Genomic DNA, 16,322 nt, shown 5'->3' with positions numbered 1-16,322 from the left:
ACTTGACTGTGGCGCGGCTTTGCCGCGAATAGCGGGGCATCGCTTTGGGGTGCCGCGATGAAACTCAATTACCTGCTGCTCGATGTCTTTACGCGCGATCGTCTCAAGGGTAATCCGCTGGCCGTGGTGCTCAAAGCCGATGGCCTGCTCGATGGCGAGATGCAGGCCATCGCCAATGAGTTCAATCTGAGCGAAACCGTGTTTATCCTCAAGCCGCATGCCGAGCGCAATACTGCTGCGGTTCGCATTTTCACGCCCGATATCGAATTGCCCTTTGCCGGCCACCCCACCATTGGCGCCGCCGTGGCGCTAGGGCTGCAAAACAAGGCCAGCGCGATGCGGATCGAGGAGCAGGTGGGCCTGATCACGGCGCTGTTCGAACGTGTCGACAAACGCAGTGGGGAGGCGCGTTTCGCCTTGCCGCGTCTGCCGGAACGGGCCGGGGCGGCGGGTGATATCGGTGACATCGCTGAGGCGCTGGGTATCGCGGTTGACGAAATCGGCTGCGGCAGCCTACGTCCCGCGGTGTTTTCGGCCGGCAATGTGTTTCATCTGGTGCCAGTGCGTGACGCCGAAGTACTCGCGCGCATCCAGCTCAATGAGGGCAAGTGGCGGCAGGCATTTCCGCATGGCCGGCATTCCGCCTATATCTTCACCCACACTCCGGATGAGGCGGACAATGATTTTGCCGCCCGCAAATTCACCTCCGGCTCACCCGAGGATCCCGGCACCGGCTCGGCCGTCGCGGCGTTGATCGGGCTGTTGTCGGAGCATGCCGATTTCGCCACCGGGCAGGCCGATTATGCGCTGCGCCAGGGTCACGAAATGGGTCGCCCCTGCCGCATCACCCTGCAATTGCGCAAGGACAATGGCGTGCTGGTGCATGGCGGCATTGGCGGGCATGCCATTATCGTGGGCGAGGGCGTGCTTGATCTGGGGGAATAAGCTGGCCGAAGAGTAGCTTGGCGTTAACGGCGAACGGAAATCGCGCAAGTCGTCCTTGCATCCACAGCGTGTTTGGCGCATTCTTGATTCAAACAGGACTCTCGTAAATGCAGCGCAAGCGCGCCATTGCAATCGCCATCGAACAAAGCCAGGCCAAGCAGGCCCGCGTTGTCTTGGCTGCAAGCATGCTGCTTCTGCCCGCTGCTCTGCTCCTCCTTCTTATCAGCCCCTGATCACCGGCAGCTCGAAACCGAGCGGGTCGTCAGGGGATAACGCCATCAGCCGAACAGTAAATGTCCGGCCTGCAGAGCCACGACTCTGGGCCGACGATAGGAAAACGAGCAATGACCGCCCCCACGACCGACAGCAATAAAGACCGCGTCTTCATTTTCGACACCACTTTGCGCGACGGCGAACAATCGCCCGGCGCCACGATGACGCTCGAGGAAAAGCTGCAGGTCGCCGAAGCCCTCGACGAGATGGGCGTCGATATTATCGAAGCCGGTTTCCCCATCGCCTCCAATGGCGATTTCGAGGCCGTCGTGGCCGTCGCCAAGCAGGTCAAGCGCGCCACCGTAGCGGGCCTCGCCCGTGCCATCACCGCCGATATCGATCGGGCCGGTGAAGCGGTGCGCCACGCCCAGAAGGGCCGCATCCACACATTCGTCTCCACCTCGCCGATCCATCTGGCCCACCAGATGAAAAAGACCGAGGATGAGGTGATCGAGATCATCGCGCGCACCGTCGCCCAGGCCCGCAATCTGATCGACGATGTCGAGTGGTCGGCCATGGACGCCACCCGCACGCCGCTGGAATTTTTGAAGCGCTGCGTCGAGACGGCCATCAAGGCCGGCGCCACCACGATCAACCTGCCTGACACGGTTGGCTACGCCGTGCCCGACGAGCATGAAAAGATGTTCCGGGACATCATCACGCAGGTGCCCGGCGCGGATAAGGCGATTTTTTCGGCCCATTGCCACAATGATCTGGGGCTGGCCGTCGCCAATTCGCTGGCTGCAGTGCGTGGTGGCGCCCGCCAGGTGGAATGCACCATCAACGGCTTGGGCGAACGCGCCGGCAACGCCGCGCTCGAAGAAATCGTCATGGCGCTGCGCACCCGCGCCGATGTCATGCCCTATCACACCGAGATCGAGACCACCCATCTGGCCCGCGCCAGCCGTATCGTCTCGGCTGCCGCCAATTTCCCGGTGCAGTATAACAAGGCCATCGTGGGCAAGAATGCCTTCGCCCATGAGAGCGGCATCCATCAGGATGGCATGCTCAAGAATGCCGAGACCTATGAAATCATGACGCCCGCCAGCGTCGGCATCAAGGAAACCACCTTGGTGATGGGCAAGCATTCGGGCCGCGCCGCCTTCAAGGACAAGCTGCGTGAGCTGGGCTATGAGCTGGGTGATAATGCCTTCCAGGAAGCCTTTCAGCGCTTCAAGGATCTGGCCGACCGCAAGAAGCATGTCTATGACGCCGATATCGTCGCGCTGGTCGATGACGAAGTCGGCTCGGTCGGCGATCGGATCAAGCTGGTGGATATGCAGGTCATTTCCAAGACCGGCGGCGTGCACAAATGCGATCTGACCCTCTCCATCGATGGCGAGGAATCTTCGGTTAGCTATGAAGGCACCGGTTCGGTCGATGCCATTTTCAACGCCATCAAACAGGCCGTGGGTCAGGAACCGCATCTGGTGCTCTACGCCATCGACGGCGTGACCGGCGGCACCGACGCGCAGGCATCGGCCCATGTGCGTCTCGAGCATAATGGCCGTATCGTCTCGGGCAATGCCGCCGAACCCGACACACTGGTCGCTTCGGCCCGCGCCTATCTCAATGCCTATAACCGCCTGCTGATCGAACGCGGCGCGTCCGCCCAAGGCGCAATGGCTGGGTAACATAAGGATTCGCCGTGCCCGACCCATCGTGGCCGGGGCAGGGAGGAATCAATGGGATATGAGCTGATCGAAGTCCGCGATCCTGCAGATTGGGAGGCGTATCACGCCATCCGCCGGCAGGAATTGTTCGAGGCCAAGGGGCGGTTCGGGATCTATAATCCCGACCATCCCGATGAATATGTGCCGCAGGCCCACCCCTATCTGCTCAAGCTGGATGGCGTGCCCATTGGCACGACACGCCTCGACGTGCGGGAGGATAGCGTCGCCATTTTCCGCATGGTCGCCATCACCGCCTCGGCACAGGGCAGGGGCCATGGCCGAATCATGGGGCAATTGGTTGAGGACCGCGCCAGAGCATTTGGCGCCACCACGCTCTATGTGAACGCTGCTGAGACCGCGCTGGGCTTCTATCACCGCACCGGGTGGGTTGATCACGTGTGGGACCCGGCGGAACTGGTCAGCATCGCTGTCAATGCGACGCAGATGCGTAAGGTGATTTAGCGGTCCGGTGCGCTCTTAGCCGCTTAGTTCCACGGTGTCATTCCCGCGAAAGCGGGAACCTCTGTTGACGATGCAACAAAGCAAACGGAGGTTCCCGCTTTCGCGGGAATGACACCGCGGGGGTGCGATGATGGTGTGTGCGGGGTGGTCCGGTCGGATGCAATGAGCGCGATTAGCTCGTGATCACTCCAACCCCGCCAAAACCTCACCCAGTGCCTGATCCAGCAGCGCCCGATCCGCCTCTGTCCCCGCGCTGATGCGAATACAGCGGTTCAGCCCTGCCACTACTGGCTTGCGGACGAACACACCACGCTGCGCCAAGCCATCCAGAATCGCCTGCGCATAGGCGCCATCGCGCCCGCAATCGACGGCGAGGAAGTTGGTGGCCGTTGGCAGCGGCGTCAGGCCGTGGCGGCGGGCGATAGCGGCCATATCCTCCAGGGAAGCCCGCACCGCCGCCAATGAGCCTTCCAGATGCGCGCTATCGGCCAATGCGGCGATGGCTGCTGCTTGCGCGACATTGCTGATGCCGAAGTGATTGCGGATGCGGTTGAAGGCCGAGATATTGGCGGCCTCGCCCAGCACATAGCCGACGCGGGCGCCGGCTAGCCCATAGGCCTTGGAGAAGGTGCGCATACGCAGCAGGTTGGCGCGGTCGGGATCGAAGGCGGGGAGCGTGCCCGCGGGGGCAAATTCGCCATAGGCCTCGTCCAGCACGATCATGGTGGTGTCGGGCACCGCCGCAATGAAGCGCTCGATGGCGGCGGCGTCCCACCAGGTCCCCATCGGGTTGTCGGGATTGGCGAGATACACCATGGCGGCGCCGGTTTCGCGGGCGGCTCGGGCCAGGGCGTCGATGTCTTCGCGGTCCTCGATATAGGGCACGGTGTGCATCACCGCGCCATAGCCGGCGATGTGATAGTTGAAGGTGGGATAGCCACCCAAGGATGTTACCACCGTCGAGCCGGGCGCTGCGAACAGGCGCACCGCCATGCCCAGAATCGCGTCCACGCCTTCGCCCGGCATGACATTGGCGGCGGCGATGCCCAGATGGGCGGCGATGGCTTCGCGCAGGCCGTGGTTTTCCGGGTCGCCATAATGCCAGCTTTCCCGCGCCGCCGCGCTCATTGCAGCGATCACTGATGGGGCAGGGCCGAACGGGTTTTCATTGGCGCCGATTCGCGCCCGAAGCCTGATGCCGCTGCGCCGCACGATGGTTTCGGGGCCGGTAAACGGCACCGTTTCGGGCAGGGCGGCGGCGATAGAGGCAAGGCTGGGACGCGGCACGGGCGGAATCCGGGTTCGAAATGGCCCCTCATCCTATAACTTGCGTTAGCAGGCGCGACAGGGTGGGGTGGAAAACGGGCGGTTGTGCACAGCGATTAAGTTGCTTGCATCCGATAAGTCCCCGGAAAATCAGGCTCTCTTTCCAGCTTTTCCAAGGATGGCATTTGCATCAAATGCGAGCTTTCCCGGCAATATATGGGAAGGCATAGAGGTCCACCTTCCGGCCTGTGTCAGTTTTCTGACGCTTCGACAAAACTGATTCTTTTCAAGGAGCACCGCATGCCGCCAACCTACGTTCTTGCAAAGGACCATCTTCAGCGTGCCGCGACGATTCTGCAGGGGGCAGATCATCGCTCGCGACAGCTCCGCCACATCATCGAACGGACGATCGGGCTGATGGATGAATTCCGCCCCGAGACGCCCGAGCGTGCCGATAACGTGCTGGACTTTGCGAGCTTCCGGCACCGTCAGGCCGCCCAGAACTGACTATCGCTATCACGGAGGCTGGCGGCAGAAGCCGCCGGCCCCGTCAGCTCCCCGATTGAGTTTCGGGGCTTGGATTGGCCGGATCAGGGGCCACCGTAATGCCACCCGTATCGCCGTCCTTCCTGATCAATTCCCGGTTCAGCGCCAGTTTTGCTTCCTCGGTCAGCGCGTAAAGCGTGGGCAGATAATCCGGTGTCGCCACCCAGGCGCGCAGTTGCAGATTGACCGAGGTGCCGGAAAAACTCTCCACATGCACCAGCGGGGCTGGGTTCACCAGCACGCGCTTGTCGGCGCCGGCAATACGCAGCAGCAGGCGGCGTGAATGGCCGATGTCCACACTGTCGGGAACGCTCACATTAACGTCGAGCCGCCTATTGGGTTCGCGGCTGTGATTGGTGATGGCTGAGGACCACAGTTTCTGATTGGGCGTGAAGATATAGAGCCCGCTCGAGGAGCGGAGCCGAGTGCCGAACAGCCCGATTTCCACCACGACGCCCGCCACGCCATCGCCCTGGATGAATTCGCCGATGGCGATGGGGCGCAGCACGATCAGCATGATGCCCGCGGCGATATTGGCCAGCGTGCCCTGCAGGGCTAGCGCGACAGCCAGGCCCGCCGCGCCCAGCACGGTGATGATCGAGCTATTGGCCACGCCCAGCAGGTTGAGTGCGGTGACCACCGCAAAGATCAGAATGCCGTAGCGCGCGACCTGCGAGAGCAGGGGCGCGAAGTTCTTGTCCACGCCATAGGCGCGCGGCAGGTAAGTTCTTATTGCATTGGCGGCCAGTCGCGACAGGTACCACCCGGCCACCAGGATGGCGATGATGGCCAGCAGGGTTGCCGCATTGGCGCCGAGCCAATTTATCGGAATGAGCAGAACATCATAAAACGTCATGGTTTGCCGGTCTCTGGGGCGGTTGGTCCGCCGTTCTTTCCACAATAGCAAACCAGTGATGGCAGGAAAGTGCGCCTGAGCGCTAGACAGCCCGGAATCCCTTTGCTAGAGAGCAGCCACTTTGGAAGCCCCGGCAGGGGGCGAGTAGCTCAGCTGGTAGAGCAGACGACTCTTAATCGTCGGGTCCACGGTTCGAATCCGTGCTCGCCCACCAAAGTCCTCCTCAAAAGCAACGCCATTATGACAGTGTTCACACACTGGGCCTTGCTTTAAACACGATGAGCTGTCACAAGGGGCAGGCGTTTTCAGCCATTGTTGGCTGCCTGCCGGTTGATCCGGCTCTGGCTCCTTCCTTTCTTGCGAACGTTTTAAACCCATCGGCATGTTGCCTGTGGGCGGCGCTCGCTTGCTGATGCTTCGGGCTATATTAGGACTACACACATGGCCTCGATCAACGGCACTGTTAAATTCTTCAACACCACCAAGGGCTTCGGCTTCATTTCGCCTGACAATGGCGAAAAGGATGCGTTCGTTCACATCTCCGCCGTCGAGCGTTCGGGCCTGCAGGGCCTGTATGAAGGCGACAAGGTGACCTACGAGCTCGAGAGCGGCCGTGACGGCAAGATCTCGGCCTGCAACCTGACCCTGGTTCAGTAAGAAACTACGGAGCGCCGCGACTCGTTCGCCGGCGATCCCAAAAAGGCCGCCTCGGGAAACCGGGGCGGCCTTTTTGTTTTTGCGGGGTAGAGAATTTGGATGGCATCAGTTGAGGGCCCAAGCTGTCACCAAGCTGTCAGTTGACGCATAAAAGCCCCAGCCCGCCTGCGTCTTTCGTTCAATTCGTGGGAAATGCCCTTCCTTCCCCCGCGATAGAGGCCTATAGCGGCGCGACATTTCAGCACTCCCAGGGACCCAGTATGTTCGGCATCGACCCGAGTTTCTTTTCTTCCTTGCTTCAGGTCATCATGATCGACCTCGTGCTGGCCGGGGACAACGCCGTGGTGATCGGCCTTGCTGCGGCCGGTCTTGCCAAAGAGGTGCGCAAGAAAGCCATCCTGATCGGCATCATCGCCGCCACCGTGCTGCGCATCTGTTTCGCGCTGATCACCACGCAGTTGCTGTCGCTGGGCGGCGCCCTGCTGATCGCCGGCGGCGTGCTGCTGCTTTATGTCTGCTGGAAGATGTATCGCGAACTCACCGTGTCCCATGAGGACGAAGAGGAAGCTACCGAAGCGCTCGAGAATGCCGACCTCAATGCCGATGGCACCGTGTCCGGCAAGGCTCCGCGCAAGTCGCTGCGCGATGCGGTCATCCAGATCATCATTGCCGACGTTTCCATGTCGCTCGACAACGTGCTGGCCGTAGCCGGCGCGGCGCAGCACCATTTCGAAGCGCTGATCTTTGGTTTGGCGCTGTCGGTTGTCATGATGGGCGTCGCCGCTACTTTCATCGCGCGCCTGCTCCATCAATACCGCTGGATTGCCTGGATCGGCCTGCTGATCATCCTCTATGTCGCTGCCAAGATGATCTATGAGGGCGCCGATCAGTGGCTTGGCTATACCCTGCCGCATATCCCGTTCATCTATAACGGCGCCGGCGGCCACTAAAACTGCTTACCGCCCGTGGTAGTCTTTAGTAACCACGGGCGGAACTTTGCGGCATTTGTAGTGATGCAATAGGAAATTGCTCACCTTGGGGCTCTATCTTGCCGCTCAGAAATGTTCTGAGCAGGAAGCTCCGAGATGGCCGCTATCACCGACCGCCTGGTTCATGACGATGCCGACGCGCCGCGCAAGCCGCGCCATGCCGGTGCGACCGCACTTCAGCTCGAGACGCAGATCGTGTCGGGCGAGGAATGGGACCGTACCATCGCCGGGTTCGACGAGGTCTGCCAGGAACAGCTCCACATGTTCGCGCAAACGCGCTGGCCCGCGGTGACGCAGGAGCCGATGCTGTTTCTCGATCGGGGCGAGATCGTCGGCGGCGCGCTGATGATGATCCAGCGCCTGCCGCTGGGCATTGGCGCCATCGCTATTTCCAAGTGGGCTCCCATCGTCAGGCACGGCGCTCGCGCCGATCGCGACATTATTCACGCCGCAATGATCGATGCGCTGGTCGCCGAATACGCCGACAAACGCGGGCAGTTGCTGTCCGTGCTGCCGCGCGCCTCGCTGACCGAAACCAATGAAGATTATGAGCGGCTGATCGCCCGCGGCTTCCAGCGCGGCTCGGTGCTGGGATTTCCCAATCGCTATATCGTCAATCTGCGGCTGGGCGACGCCGAGCAGCGCAAGAGCCTGCACCAGAAATGGCGCTACCATCTCAATAAATCGGAGAAGGAAGGGCTCAGCTTCGAGCATGCCGGGCCTGAGCGGATGAGCGAATTCGACGCGCTCTATACCGCCATGACCGACCGCAAGCAGTTCACCGATCATTCCGCCTATGAAACCGTGCCATCGCTGATGGCGACCGATATCGATGCGCTGCGGCCGGAATTGTTCTTCATCCGCCATGAGGGTGAGCTTGTCGCAGGCGCACTGATCTTCAAGGCGGGCGATCGGGCCGTCTATCTCTATGGCGCGACCAATGACCGGGCGTTGCCGCTGCGCGCGGGTTATTTCATGCATTGGCACATCATCCGCTGGCTGCGCGACAATACCGAGGCCGCCTGGTACGATTTGGGCGGCACCGATGGCTATCAGGGGCTGCATCAATTCAAAAAGGGCATGGTGGGCGAGGCCGGGTTGATCCGCCCGGTGCCGCCGGTGGCCAATTATGCGTCCAATCCGGTGGCTTATCTGTTGGGCACCGGGGCCTTCAACGCACGCGACGCCTATTATCAGCTGCGCCGGGTGGTTGATGCCTGGCGCAATCCCAAGGCCCGCCCCGATCAGCCGCCACACGCCTCCAAAGAAAGCCAGGGATGAGTCTGCACCGGCGTCTGGTCTCCCAATCGACCATCATTTTCGGTGGGCGCCTGTTTGGCGCGGGCATCGTGTTTCTGGTGCAGGCGATGATTGCCCGGCTCTGGGGCGCCGGGCACCTCGGTGATTTCCTCATCATCACGGCCAGCTGCAACCTGATTGCGGTGGCCATGCCGCTGGGCTTTCACACGATCGGCGCCTATTTCGCCGCCGAATACCGCGCCCGCAGCGAGCGCAGGCAGCTTGGCGTGTTCATGCTGCATGCCTATGGCCATATCCTGGTGGCGCTGGTGCTCCTGCTGGTGGCCGGGCAATTCGTGCTGGGGCTGGTGGGGCAGGGCAGCAGCATCGTTGCCCTGCATTATGTGCCGGTGATTCTGCTGGCCTTTAGCGGCGCTACCGTCATGCTCAGCGGTTCGCTGCTGATCGGGCTCAAGCGGCCGTTTTCCGGCTTTTTCGCCGATGGAATTTTCCGCCCGATCATTCTGGTTGCGGCCCTCGTGGGAGCGATGGGCATTGCCAATCGCGACGAAGGTTTCGACCATATGGTGTGGGGCGCCGCTATCGGTTTTGTGGTGATCGCGCTGGTGCAGTTCGGCTTCACGCTGATTGCCTGGAGTGCAGTGCCGGGGCGGGATACGGCGGTGCGCCCGCGCGAAAGCCGCCGCTGGTGGCGTTTTGCGCTGCCCTGGATGCTGATCGCGCTCGCCACCGATTTCTTCTTCGATATCAATCTGCTGCTGCTCAGCCAGATCTTGGGCCGCGAGGAACTGGCGATTTTCGGCGTCTGCACCCGCATTTTTGCGCTGGTGTCGTTCGGCGTGTCGGCGGTCTATGCCGTGTCCATGCCCGACATGTTCGAGAGCGAAGCCAATGCCGACCGCAGCGCCTTCCACCGCAAGGTGGGCGACGCCAATATGGTGGCGACGGCACTGTCGCTGGTGCTGTTCTGCGTCACGGCTTTGGGCGCGCCGATTGCGCTGCAATTTTTCGGTCCGGGTTTCAGTGCAGGCGCCGCGCCGCTGGCCGTGCTGTGCCTGGCGCTGGTGGTGCGCTCGGCAATGGGACCCGCTTCGCTGGTCCTCTCCATCCATGACCGCCCCTATGCGAGCCTGCCGGCTGTAGCGCTGGGGATTGTCGTGCTCTTTGTCGGCAATTGGCTATTGGCGCCGCCATTCGGGCTAATGGGCGCGGCGATTTCCGCTCTCATCGCCATCACCATCTGGTCGCTTGCGCTCTGGGCCATCGCGCTGCGCACCGCCAAGATGGATGTGTCGATCCTGCAATGGTTCCGTGCGCGGCGGGCGGCGGCGCTGCCGGTAGGCTAGACGCCCACCAGCTCGCCGAGCCGCTGCTTCAGCCGACCCAGGCGGCCGACATTGACGCCGCTGTCATAGTCCTCGGACACCTTGGTGTAGGGCTTTTCGATCAGCATGTAATCCTGGCCGAAAATGTGCTTTTCGAGCAGGCAGGTTTCCTTGTAGCCGTAGCGCCGCAACAGCATGCGGGCGACTTCGTTTTCCGGGCGCACGAAGGTAAAGGCCTTGTGGAAGCGGCCATTGTCCCAATGCTCGTCAAAGGCGCGCATGCCGAACATGCCCAGCTTGGAATTGCGGTGGCTGGGGAATACCCAGCTCCAATAGCGGAAGATCGAGCCGCATTCGGGTCCCGAGATCATGGCGCCGCCAGCCACTCCGTCCGTATCCATGATCATGACATGCCAGGGGTCGATCGCCATGACATTGCGCAGGAAGGCCTTGTTGAGCCGCCCCATTTCGTGGGCCTTGAAGCGTTCGCTGTAATATTGGGACGATGCAATCACGTCCATCAATTCGCGATAGACCATGTCGATATCGGCAATAGTGGCGGCACGGATAGTCATCTCGGCCATGATGAGCCCTCCCTCTGCGGTCGCGATACTAACAAACAGCCCTGTGTGCACAAAGCATCGTAGCTTGAGGCAGTTAATGGGCGGTGGCAGCGCCATGTACGAAGTTGCACGGTGATGGGCTTGCCCGACGCAGGAGCGGTCTTTAGAACGGAGCCGGGAGAGATAAGGGAGGATGACTATGAGCGAGCAGCTCGTATTCCAGCCAAGTGCGGCTGCGATCGCACGCACCCACGTAACCAGCGCTCAATATGATGAGATGTATGCCCGCTCGATCAGCGACCCCAATGGGTTCTGGGCCGAGCAGGCGCAGCGGCTCGACTGGATCAAGTCCCCGACCATCATCAAGAATACCAGCTTTGCCTATCCCGATGTGTCGATCAAATGGTTCGAAGACGGGGTGCTCAATGTGTCGGCCAATTGCCTTGACCGGCACCTGGCGACCCGGGGCGACCAGACGGCCATCGTGTGGGAAGGCGACACGCCCGGCACCGATGGCAAGGCGACCTATCGTGAGCTGTACGAGCGCGTCTGCCGCTTTGCCAATGTGCTGAAAGCCCATGGCGTCAAGAAGGGCGATCGCGTTACCATTTACATGCCTATGGTCATCGACACCGCCGTGGCCATGCTGGCCTGCACCCGTATCGGCGCCGTCCATTCGGTGATTTTCGGCGGCTTCTCGCCCGATTCCATTGCCGGCCGCGTGGCCGATTGTGGCTCCAAGATCATCCTCACCGCCGATGAAGGCCGTCGCGGCGGCAAGACCATCCCGCTGAAGAAGAATGTCGATGAAGCCCTGACCAAGGTGCAGGGCGTCGAGACCGTCATCGTCGTCAAGGTCACCGGCAATCCGGTTGCCATGAGCGAAGGTCGCGATGTCTGGTACGAGGATGCGGCTTCCAAGGTCGGCGCCGAGTGCCCGCCCGAGCCGATGAATGCGGAAGATCCGCTGTTCATCCTTTACACCTCCGGCTCCACCGGCAAGCCAAAGGGAGTGCTGCACACTACGGGCGGCTATCTCGTTTATGGCGCGCTGACGCACGAGCTCAGCTTCGATTATCGCGATGGCGAAGTCTATTGGTGTACGGCCGATGTGGGCTGGATCACTGGCCACACCTATATCGTCTATGGTCCGCTGGCCAATGGCGCCACCACGCTGATGTTTGAGGGCATTCCGAGCTATCCCGATGCGTCGCGCTTCTGGCAGGTGGTGGAAAAGCACAAGGTCAATATCTTCCACACCGCGCCCACCGCCATCCGCGCGCTGATGGGTGCGGGCCATGAATTCGCCGACAAATACGACATGCCTTCGCTGCGCCTGCTGGGCACGGTGGGTGAGCCGATCAATCCCGAAGCCTGGCTCTGGTATCACAAGCACGTCGGCAAGGAGCGCTGCGGCATTGTCGATTGCTGGTGGCAGACCGAAACCGGCGGCCACATGATTGCGCCATTCCCCGGCGCCATTCCCACCAAGCCGGGTTCGGCCACCAAGCCGTTTTTCGGCGTGCAGCCGGTCGTGCTGTCGCCGGAGGGACGGCTGCAGGAGCAGACCAAGGCCGAAGGCGTGCTGGCGATTGCCGATAGCTGGCCGGGCCAGATGCGCAGTGTCTATGGCGATCACCAGCGCTTCATCGACACCTATTTCACCCAGTACAAGGGCTATTACTTCACCGGCGACGGCTGCCGCCGCGATGAGGACGGCTATTATTGGATCACCGGGCGTGTCGATGACGTGCTCAACGTCTCCGGCCATCGCCTGGGCACGGCTGAGGTCGAAAGTGCGCTGGTGGCGCATCCCAAGGTCAGCGAAGCCGCGGTGGTTGGTTATCCGCACGACGTCAAGGGGCAGGGCATCTATTGCTATGTCACCCTAATGGCCGGCGAGGCTAGCGACGACGCCCTCAAGGTCGAGCTGCGCAATTGGGTCCGCAAGGAAATCGGCCCCATCGCCACGCCTGACCTGATCCAATGGGCGCCGGGCCTGCCCAAGACCCGTTCTGGCAAAATCATGCGCCGTATCCTGCGCAAGGTCGCCGAAAACGACTTCGGTTCGCTGGGGGACACTTCGACGCTGGCTGATCCGGCCGTGGTGGATGATCTGATCGCCAACCGGCAGAACCGATAGTAGCGCTGTCGCCAAAAACGAACGCGGACGGAGACCCCAAGATCTCCGCCCGCTAAAGGCGTCAGCTTCATCGGCCGAAAGGTTGAAAAACGGCCTATGCTCCAAGTCGCCTGTAGCATCTATGCCATTGATGCTTATGAATTGGCATACCTCAAATGACGTATGCGTGCGAATAGTGCGGCCGTCATTGTTTCGGCGGTTTTTTCCGGTGACCCTGTCGCCGCGATTCTCCGAAAGCTGGATTTCCCCGTGACCGTTCTTCCCCACCTGCTGCTCGCCGCCTCCTTGTTCGCGGCCGTGCCGGCTAACGCCGCGACCCTCGAGCAGATGGCCGGGCAGATGATCGTCGTCGGTTTTCAGGGCAATGACGTCGATGACGCCAGTGTTGCGGCGCTGCGCGAAGAACTGGCCGCGAGCGAATTGGGCGGGGTGATGTTCCTCAAGACCAATGTCAAAGACCTCGCCACCGTCACCGCGATGAACCAGGCGTTTCGCGCAGCCTCGCCTGAGCTGCTGCCCTTCATCACCGTCGATCAGGAGGGTGGCGCCGTCGAGCGGCTGGATAGCGATGTGGGCTTCAAGGAAATTCCCAGCGCCGCCAGCATTGCGGCCAGAAATTCCCCCGAGGCTGCCGAGAAGATTTACGCCGGCATGGCCGCTTCCCTTGCAGGGCTTGGTTTCACCGTCAATTTCGGCCCGGTGGCCGATATCAACTTGAACCCTAACAATCCGGTCATCGCCAAATTCGGCCGCTCATATAGCGCTGATGCGGCAAAGGTAGTCGCCTATGACGAGGCCTTCATCACTGCCCATCACGCGGCGGGCCTGCTGACCTCGCTCAAGCATTTCCCCGGCCATGGCTCGTCCACCGCCGATAGCCATGAAGGCTTTGTCGATATCACCAGCACCTGGAAACCCGAGGAGCTCGACCCCTATCGCGAACTTCTGGCCAAGGGCGACGTCGATTTCGTCATGGTGGGACATCTCTATCACGCCGATTATTCCGATGCCGGTGCGCAGGTGCCCGCCTCGCTCTCCCCGCAATGGATCACCGGCGTGCTGCGCGACGAACTGGGCTTTGATGGCGTGGTGATCAGCGACGACCTCGAAATGGGCGCCATCCGCCAGCATTTTGACCTCAAACAGACCGTCACCATGGCGGTGCGCGCCGGCATGGACGTGTTGCTGTTTTCCAATACCGCCAAATACCGGCCGGGCCTGGCCGACGAAATCCGCGCCATCCTTGTGGCCGAGGCCGAGGCGGATCCGGCCTTTGCGGCGCGGATCGAGCAGAGCTATCAGCGAATCGTCGCCCTCAAAGCCCGCATCCACTAACCGCAACTGCGGCCAAAACCCGCAGCCATGGGGCTTTCCCCAGCCAAAACGGGCTAAGTGTTTCCTCGGGAGCCATCCCCAGATAAACTGCGCGTCGCTGTCCTCCCCTGGATAGCGTGTGCAGGAGACTTTGCTTGATGGCGGACGAGCGCGAGACCCGACAAGTCCGGGCCATGTTCATTTCGGACGTGCATCTGGGCATGAAGCCGATCCGGGTCGGCCAGCTCATCGAATTTCTGCGCGCGCACGACGCCGAGACCATCTACCTGGTCGGCGATATCGTGGATGGCTGGCGCCTCGCCAAGGCCTGGCACTGGCCCAATGAATATAACATCCTGGTCAACCTGCTGCTCGAAAAGGCCAATGCGGGCACCCGCGTCGTCTACCTGCCGGGCAATCACGACGAGTTCCTGCGCGAATATCTGGGCACCTATTTCGGCGAGGTCGAATTCGTCGATCGCACCGTCCACACCACCGCCACCGGCAAGACATATCTCGTCATCCACGGCGACCAGTTTGACGTCGTGGTGATGAATGCCAAATGGCTCGCCCATGTTGGCGACTGGGCCTATAACGCGGCCCTGCGCGTCAATATCGCCATCAATTGGGTGCGCCGGCGACTCGGCCTGCAATATTGGTCCTTGAGCGCCTGGGCCAAGCAAAAGGTCAAAAATGCCGTCTCGGTGATCGGGCGATTCGAGGAAGCTCTGGTCCACGAAGCCAAGGAATCCGGGGTTGACGGGGTCATCTGCGGGCACATTCATTTTGCTGACATGCATGACAGGCTAGGTATCCACTACATCAACACTGGTGATTGGGTGGAAAGTTGCACGGCGATAGTCGAGACAACGGACGGCAATTTCGAGTTGATCAAGTGGACCGAGATGATGGCGGGCGAGCCCCGCCGCTTCCGCCTCCGCAAGGCGGATCGCTCCGTCGCCTCCTGATCGTTACCGACGCCTGGCACCCGCAAATCAATGGCGTGGTGCGCACATTAGATACGCTGGGCCGCGAACTCGCCGCCCGCAATATTGAGGTCCGCTACCTCACCCCCGAGCGGTTCTGGACCGTGCCGGTCCCCACCTATGCCGAAATCCGGCTTTCGCTCGCCACCCAAGGCGCCGTTGCCGCCTTCATCGATGGCGTGGCGCCCGACTGCATCCATATCGCCACCGAAGGCCCGCTGGGCTGGCAGGCCCGGCAATATTGCCTTGACCGAGGCCTGGTCTTCACCACCAGCTTCCACACCCGCTTTCCCGAATATTTAGCCGCCCGCGTGCCGGTATCGCCTGAACTCGGCTATGGCTATCTGCGCTGGTTCCATTGGCCGGCAGCGCGCACCATGGTGCCGACGCCATCGCTGATGGTGGAACTGGCCGGCCATGGCCTGGGGCATCTGGCGCTCTGGTCGCGAGGGGTCGATCTCTCCCGCTTCAGTCCCGGCCCCAAGACCTGGTTCACCGATCTGCCCGGCCCGCATCTGCTCTATGTCGGGCGGGTCGCGGCGGAAAAGAACATCACCGCGTTTCTTGATCTCGACGTGCCCGGCACCAAGATCGTAGTGGGTGATGGCCCCGACCTGCCGGCGCTGACCCGCCGTTATCCCGATGTGCAATTCCTCGGCTATCGCTTTGGCGACGAATTGGCCGAAATCTATCGCAGCGCCGATGTTTTCGTCTTCCCCAGCCGCACCGACACGTTTGGCAATGTGGTCATCGAAGCCCTCGCCTCCGGCGTTCCGGTGGCCGCCTATCCCGTCACCGGCCCGCGCGACATCCTCACCGACCCCATGGCGGGGGCGCTCGACGAAGACCTGGGCGCTGCCGTGCGCCGCGCCCTCACGCTCACCCGCGCCGACGCGCGGGCCCATGGCTGCCGTTTCACTGTTCCGGCCAGCGTCGATCAATTCCTGTCGCATCTGCAATTGGCCCGGCAGGCCGTCCCGATGGCCGCCGTGGGCTGATCGTTGCTTGCGTCGAACACACTTGCGGCGCATTGTTCGGCAGATTGATTTTATGTGATTTCCCCG

General features: G+C 61.6%; 16 protein-coding genes and 1 tRNA gene. 14 read left to right on the top strand and 3 right to left on the bottom strand.

From position 1 onward, the window contains the following. The first annotated feature begins 57 nt into the window (after positions 1 to 57). The 4 genes from ACI3KW_RS04855 (at position 58) to ACI3KW_RS04840 (ending at position 3,353) form a co-directional block, all read left to right on the top strand. Positions 58 to 945, top strand: coding sequence for a PhzF family phenazine biosynthesis protein (locus ACI3KW_RS04855; RefSeq protein ID WP_404847153.1), 888 nt, complete (start codon positions 58 to 60; stop codon positions 943 to 945). 107 nt (positions 946 to 1,052) lie between these two features. Further along, entirely contained in the window at positions 1,053 to 1,178 is a 126-nt protein-coding gene (locus ACI3KW_RS04850; protein WP_404847152.1) for a hypothetical protein, read from the top strand. Positions 1,179 to 1,289: 111 nt separating this feature from the next. Beyond that, complete coding sequence (locus tag ACI3KW_RS04845) at positions 1,290 to 2,852, top strand: 2-isopropylmalate synthase (RefSeq protein WP_404847151.1); 1,563 nt, start codon at positions 1,290 to 1,292, stop codon at positions 2,850 to 2,852. 51 nt (positions 2,853 to 2,903) lie between these two features. Next, complete coding sequence (locus ACI3KW_RS04840; protein WP_404847150.1) at positions 2,904 to 3,353, top strand: GNAT family N-acetyltransferase; 450 nt, start codon at positions 2,904 to 2,906, stop codon at positions 3,351 to 3,353. Positions 3,354 to 3,536: 183 nt separating this feature from the next. Here ACI3KW_RS04840 and ACI3KW_RS04835 read toward each other — a convergent pair whose 3' ends face one another. Next, positions 3,537 to 4,640 carry a pyridoxal phosphate-dependent aminotransferase gene (locus tag ACI3KW_RS04835; protein WP_404847149.1) on the bottom strand — a complete coding sequence of 368 codons (1,104 nt, stop codon included), beginning with the start codon at positions 4,638 to 4,640 and terminating at the stop codon, positions 3,537 to 3,539. 279 nt (positions 4,641 to 4,919) lie between these two features. Between ACI3KW_RS04835 and ACI3KW_RS04830 the strand changes: the two genes are divergently transcribed. Further along, on the top strand, positions 4,920 to 5,126 hold the full coding sequence (locus tag ACI3KW_RS04830; protein ID WP_262166887.1) for a hypothetical protein: 207 nt from the start codon (positions 4,920 to 4,922) through the stop codon (positions 5,124 to 5,126). Between the two features lie 43 nt (positions 5,127 to 5,169). Here the strand turns inward: ACI3KW_RS04830 and ACI3KW_RS04825 are convergent, their stop codons facing one another. After that, a complete protein-coding gene (locus tag ACI3KW_RS04825) occupies positions 5,170 to 6,021 on the bottom strand; it encodes a mechanosensitive ion channel family protein (RefSeq protein WP_404847148.1) in 852 nt (283 codons plus the stop codon). Between the two features lie 138 nt (positions 6,022 to 6,159). Here ACI3KW_RS04825 and ACI3KW_RS04820 point away from each other — a divergent pair. The 5 genes from ACI3KW_RS04820 (at position 6,160) to ACI3KW_RS04800 (ending at position 10,273) form a co-directional block, all read left to right on the top strand. Next, positions 6,160 to 6,235: transfer RNA gene (locus ACI3KW_RS04820), tRNA-Lys, on the top strand. Positions 6,236 to 6,462: 227 nt separating this feature from the next. Then, positions 6,463 to 6,678: a cold-shock protein gene (locus ACI3KW_RS04815; RefSeq protein WP_404847147.1), complete on the top strand. Its 216-nt coding sequence runs from the start codon at positions 6,463 to 6,465 to the stop codon at positions 6,676 to 6,678. Positions 6,679 to 6,938: 260 nt separating this feature from the next. Beyond that, on the top strand, positions 6,939 to 7,628 hold the full coding sequence (locus ACI3KW_RS04810) for a TerC family protein (protein WP_262166893.1): 690 nt from the start codon (positions 6,939 to 6,941) through the stop codon (positions 7,626 to 7,628). A 135-nt stretch (positions 7,629 to 7,763) separates the two neighbouring features. Then, positions 7,764 to 8,948, top strand: a complete 1,185-nt coding sequence (locus ACI3KW_RS04805; protein ID WP_404847146.1) for a lipid II:glycine glycyltransferase FemX — start codon at positions 7,764 to 7,766, stop codon at positions 8,946 to 8,948. Continuing rightward, entirely contained in the window at positions 8,945 to 10,273 is a 1,329-nt protein-coding gene (locus tag ACI3KW_RS04800; protein ID WP_404847145.1) for a lipopolysaccharide biosynthesis protein, read from the top strand. The genes ACI3KW_RS04805 and ACI3KW_RS04800 overlap by 4 nt, the downstream gene beginning before the upstream one ends. Here the strand turns inward: ACI3KW_RS04800 and ACI3KW_RS04795 are convergent. After that, positions 10,270 to 10,836 carry a hypothetical protein gene (locus tag ACI3KW_RS04795; protein WP_113123800.1) on the bottom strand — a complete coding sequence of 189 codons (567 nt, stop codon included), beginning with the start codon at positions 10,834 to 10,836 and terminating at the stop codon, positions 10,270 to 10,272. The genes ACI3KW_RS04800 and ACI3KW_RS04795 overlap by 4 nt on opposite strands. Before the next feature lie 178 nt (positions 10,837 to 11,014). Between ACI3KW_RS04795 and acs the strand changes: the two genes are divergently transcribed. The 4 genes from acs to ACI3KW_RS04775 all read left to right on the top strand — a co-directional run bounded on the left by acs (position 11,015) and on the right by ACI3KW_RS04775 (position 16,256). Continuing rightward, positions 11,015 to 12,958 carry an acetate--CoA ligase gene (gene acs / locus ACI3KW_RS04790; RefSeq protein ID WP_404847144.1) on the top strand — a complete coding sequence of 648 codons (1,944 nt, stop codon included), beginning with the start codon at positions 11,015 to 11,017 and terminating at the stop codon, positions 12,956 to 12,958. A gap of 249 nt (positions 12,959 to 13,207) precedes the next feature. After that, complete coding sequence (locus ACI3KW_RS04785; RefSeq protein WP_404847143.1) at positions 13,208 to 14,293, top strand: glycoside hydrolase family 3 N-terminal domain-containing protein; 1,086 nt, start codon at positions 13,208 to 13,210, stop codon at positions 14,291 to 14,293. A gap of 137 nt (positions 14,294 to 14,430) precedes the next feature. Continuing rightward, positions 14,431 to 15,240, top strand: coding sequence for a UDP-2,3-diacylglucosamine diphosphatase (locus ACI3KW_RS04780; RefSeq protein WP_404847142.1), 810 nt, complete (start codon positions 14,431 to 14,433; stop codon positions 15,238 to 15,240). 38 nt (positions 15,241 to 15,278) lie between these two features. Next, entirely contained in the window at positions 15,279 to 16,256 is a 978-nt protein-coding gene (locus ACI3KW_RS04775) for a glycosyltransferase family 4 protein (RefSeq protein ID WP_404847141.1), read from the top strand. The last annotated feature ends 66 nt before the right edge of the window (positions 16,257 to 16,322 follow it).

Origin of the sequence: Devosia sp. ZW T5_3 (assembly GCF_044987315.1) — a bacterium.
In the GTDB taxonomy this organism is placed as follows: domain Bacteria; phylum Pseudomonadota; class Alphaproteobacteria; order Rhizobiales; family Devosiaceae; genus Devosia.
This window is presented reverse-complemented; position numbering and strand designations above follow the sequence as displayed.

Coding starts and splice junctions, on each gene's coding strand:
- ACI3KW_RS04855 (WP_404847153.1), top strand. CDS start 58: ATGAAACTCAATTACCTGCTGCTCGATGTCTTTACGCGCGATCGTCTC.
- ACI3KW_RS04850 (WP_404847152.1), top strand. CDS start 1,053: ATGCAGCGCAAGCGCGCCATTGCAATCGCCATCGAACAAAGCCAGGCC.
- ACI3KW_RS04845 (WP_404847151.1), top strand. CDS start 1,290: ATGACCGCCCCCACGACCGACAGCAATAAAGACCGCGTCTTCATTTTC.
- ACI3KW_RS04840 (WP_404847150.1), top strand. CDS start 2,904: ATGGGATATGAGCTGATCGAAGTCCGCGATCCTGCAGATTGGGAGGCG.
- ACI3KW_RS04830 (WP_262166887.1), top strand. CDS start 4,920: ATGCCGCCAACCTACGTTCTTGCAAAGGACCATCTTCAGCGTGCCGCG.
- ACI3KW_RS04825 (WP_404847148.1), bottom strand. CDS start 6,021: ATGACGTTTTATGATGTTCTGCTCATTCCGATAAATTGGCTCGGCGCC.
- ACI3KW_RS04815 (WP_404847147.1), top strand. CDS start 6,463: ATGGCCTCGATCAACGGCACTGTTAAATTCTTCAACACCACCAAGGGC.
- ACI3KW_RS04810 (WP_262166893.1), top strand. CDS start 6,939: ATGTTCGGCATCGACCCGAGTTTCTTTTCTTCCTTGCTTCAGGTCATC.
- ACI3KW_RS04805 (WP_404847146.1), top strand. CDS start 7,764: ATGGCCGCTATCACCGACCGCCTGGTTCATGACGATGCCGACGCGCCG.
- ACI3KW_RS04800 (WP_404847145.1), top strand. CDS start 8,945: ATGAGTCTGCACCGGCGTCTGGTCTCCCAATCGACCATCATTTTCGGT.
- ACI3KW_RS04795 (WP_113123800.1), bottom strand. CDS start 10,836: ATGGCCGAGATGACTATCCGTGCCGCCACTATTGCCGATATCGACATG.
- acs (WP_404847144.1), top strand. CDS start 11,015: ATGAGCGAGCAGCTCGTATTCCAGCCAAGTGCGGCTGCGATCGCACGC.
- ACI3KW_RS04780 (WP_404847142.1), top strand. CDS start 14,431: ATGGCGGACGAGCGCGAGACCCGACAAGTCCGGGCCATGTTCATTTCG.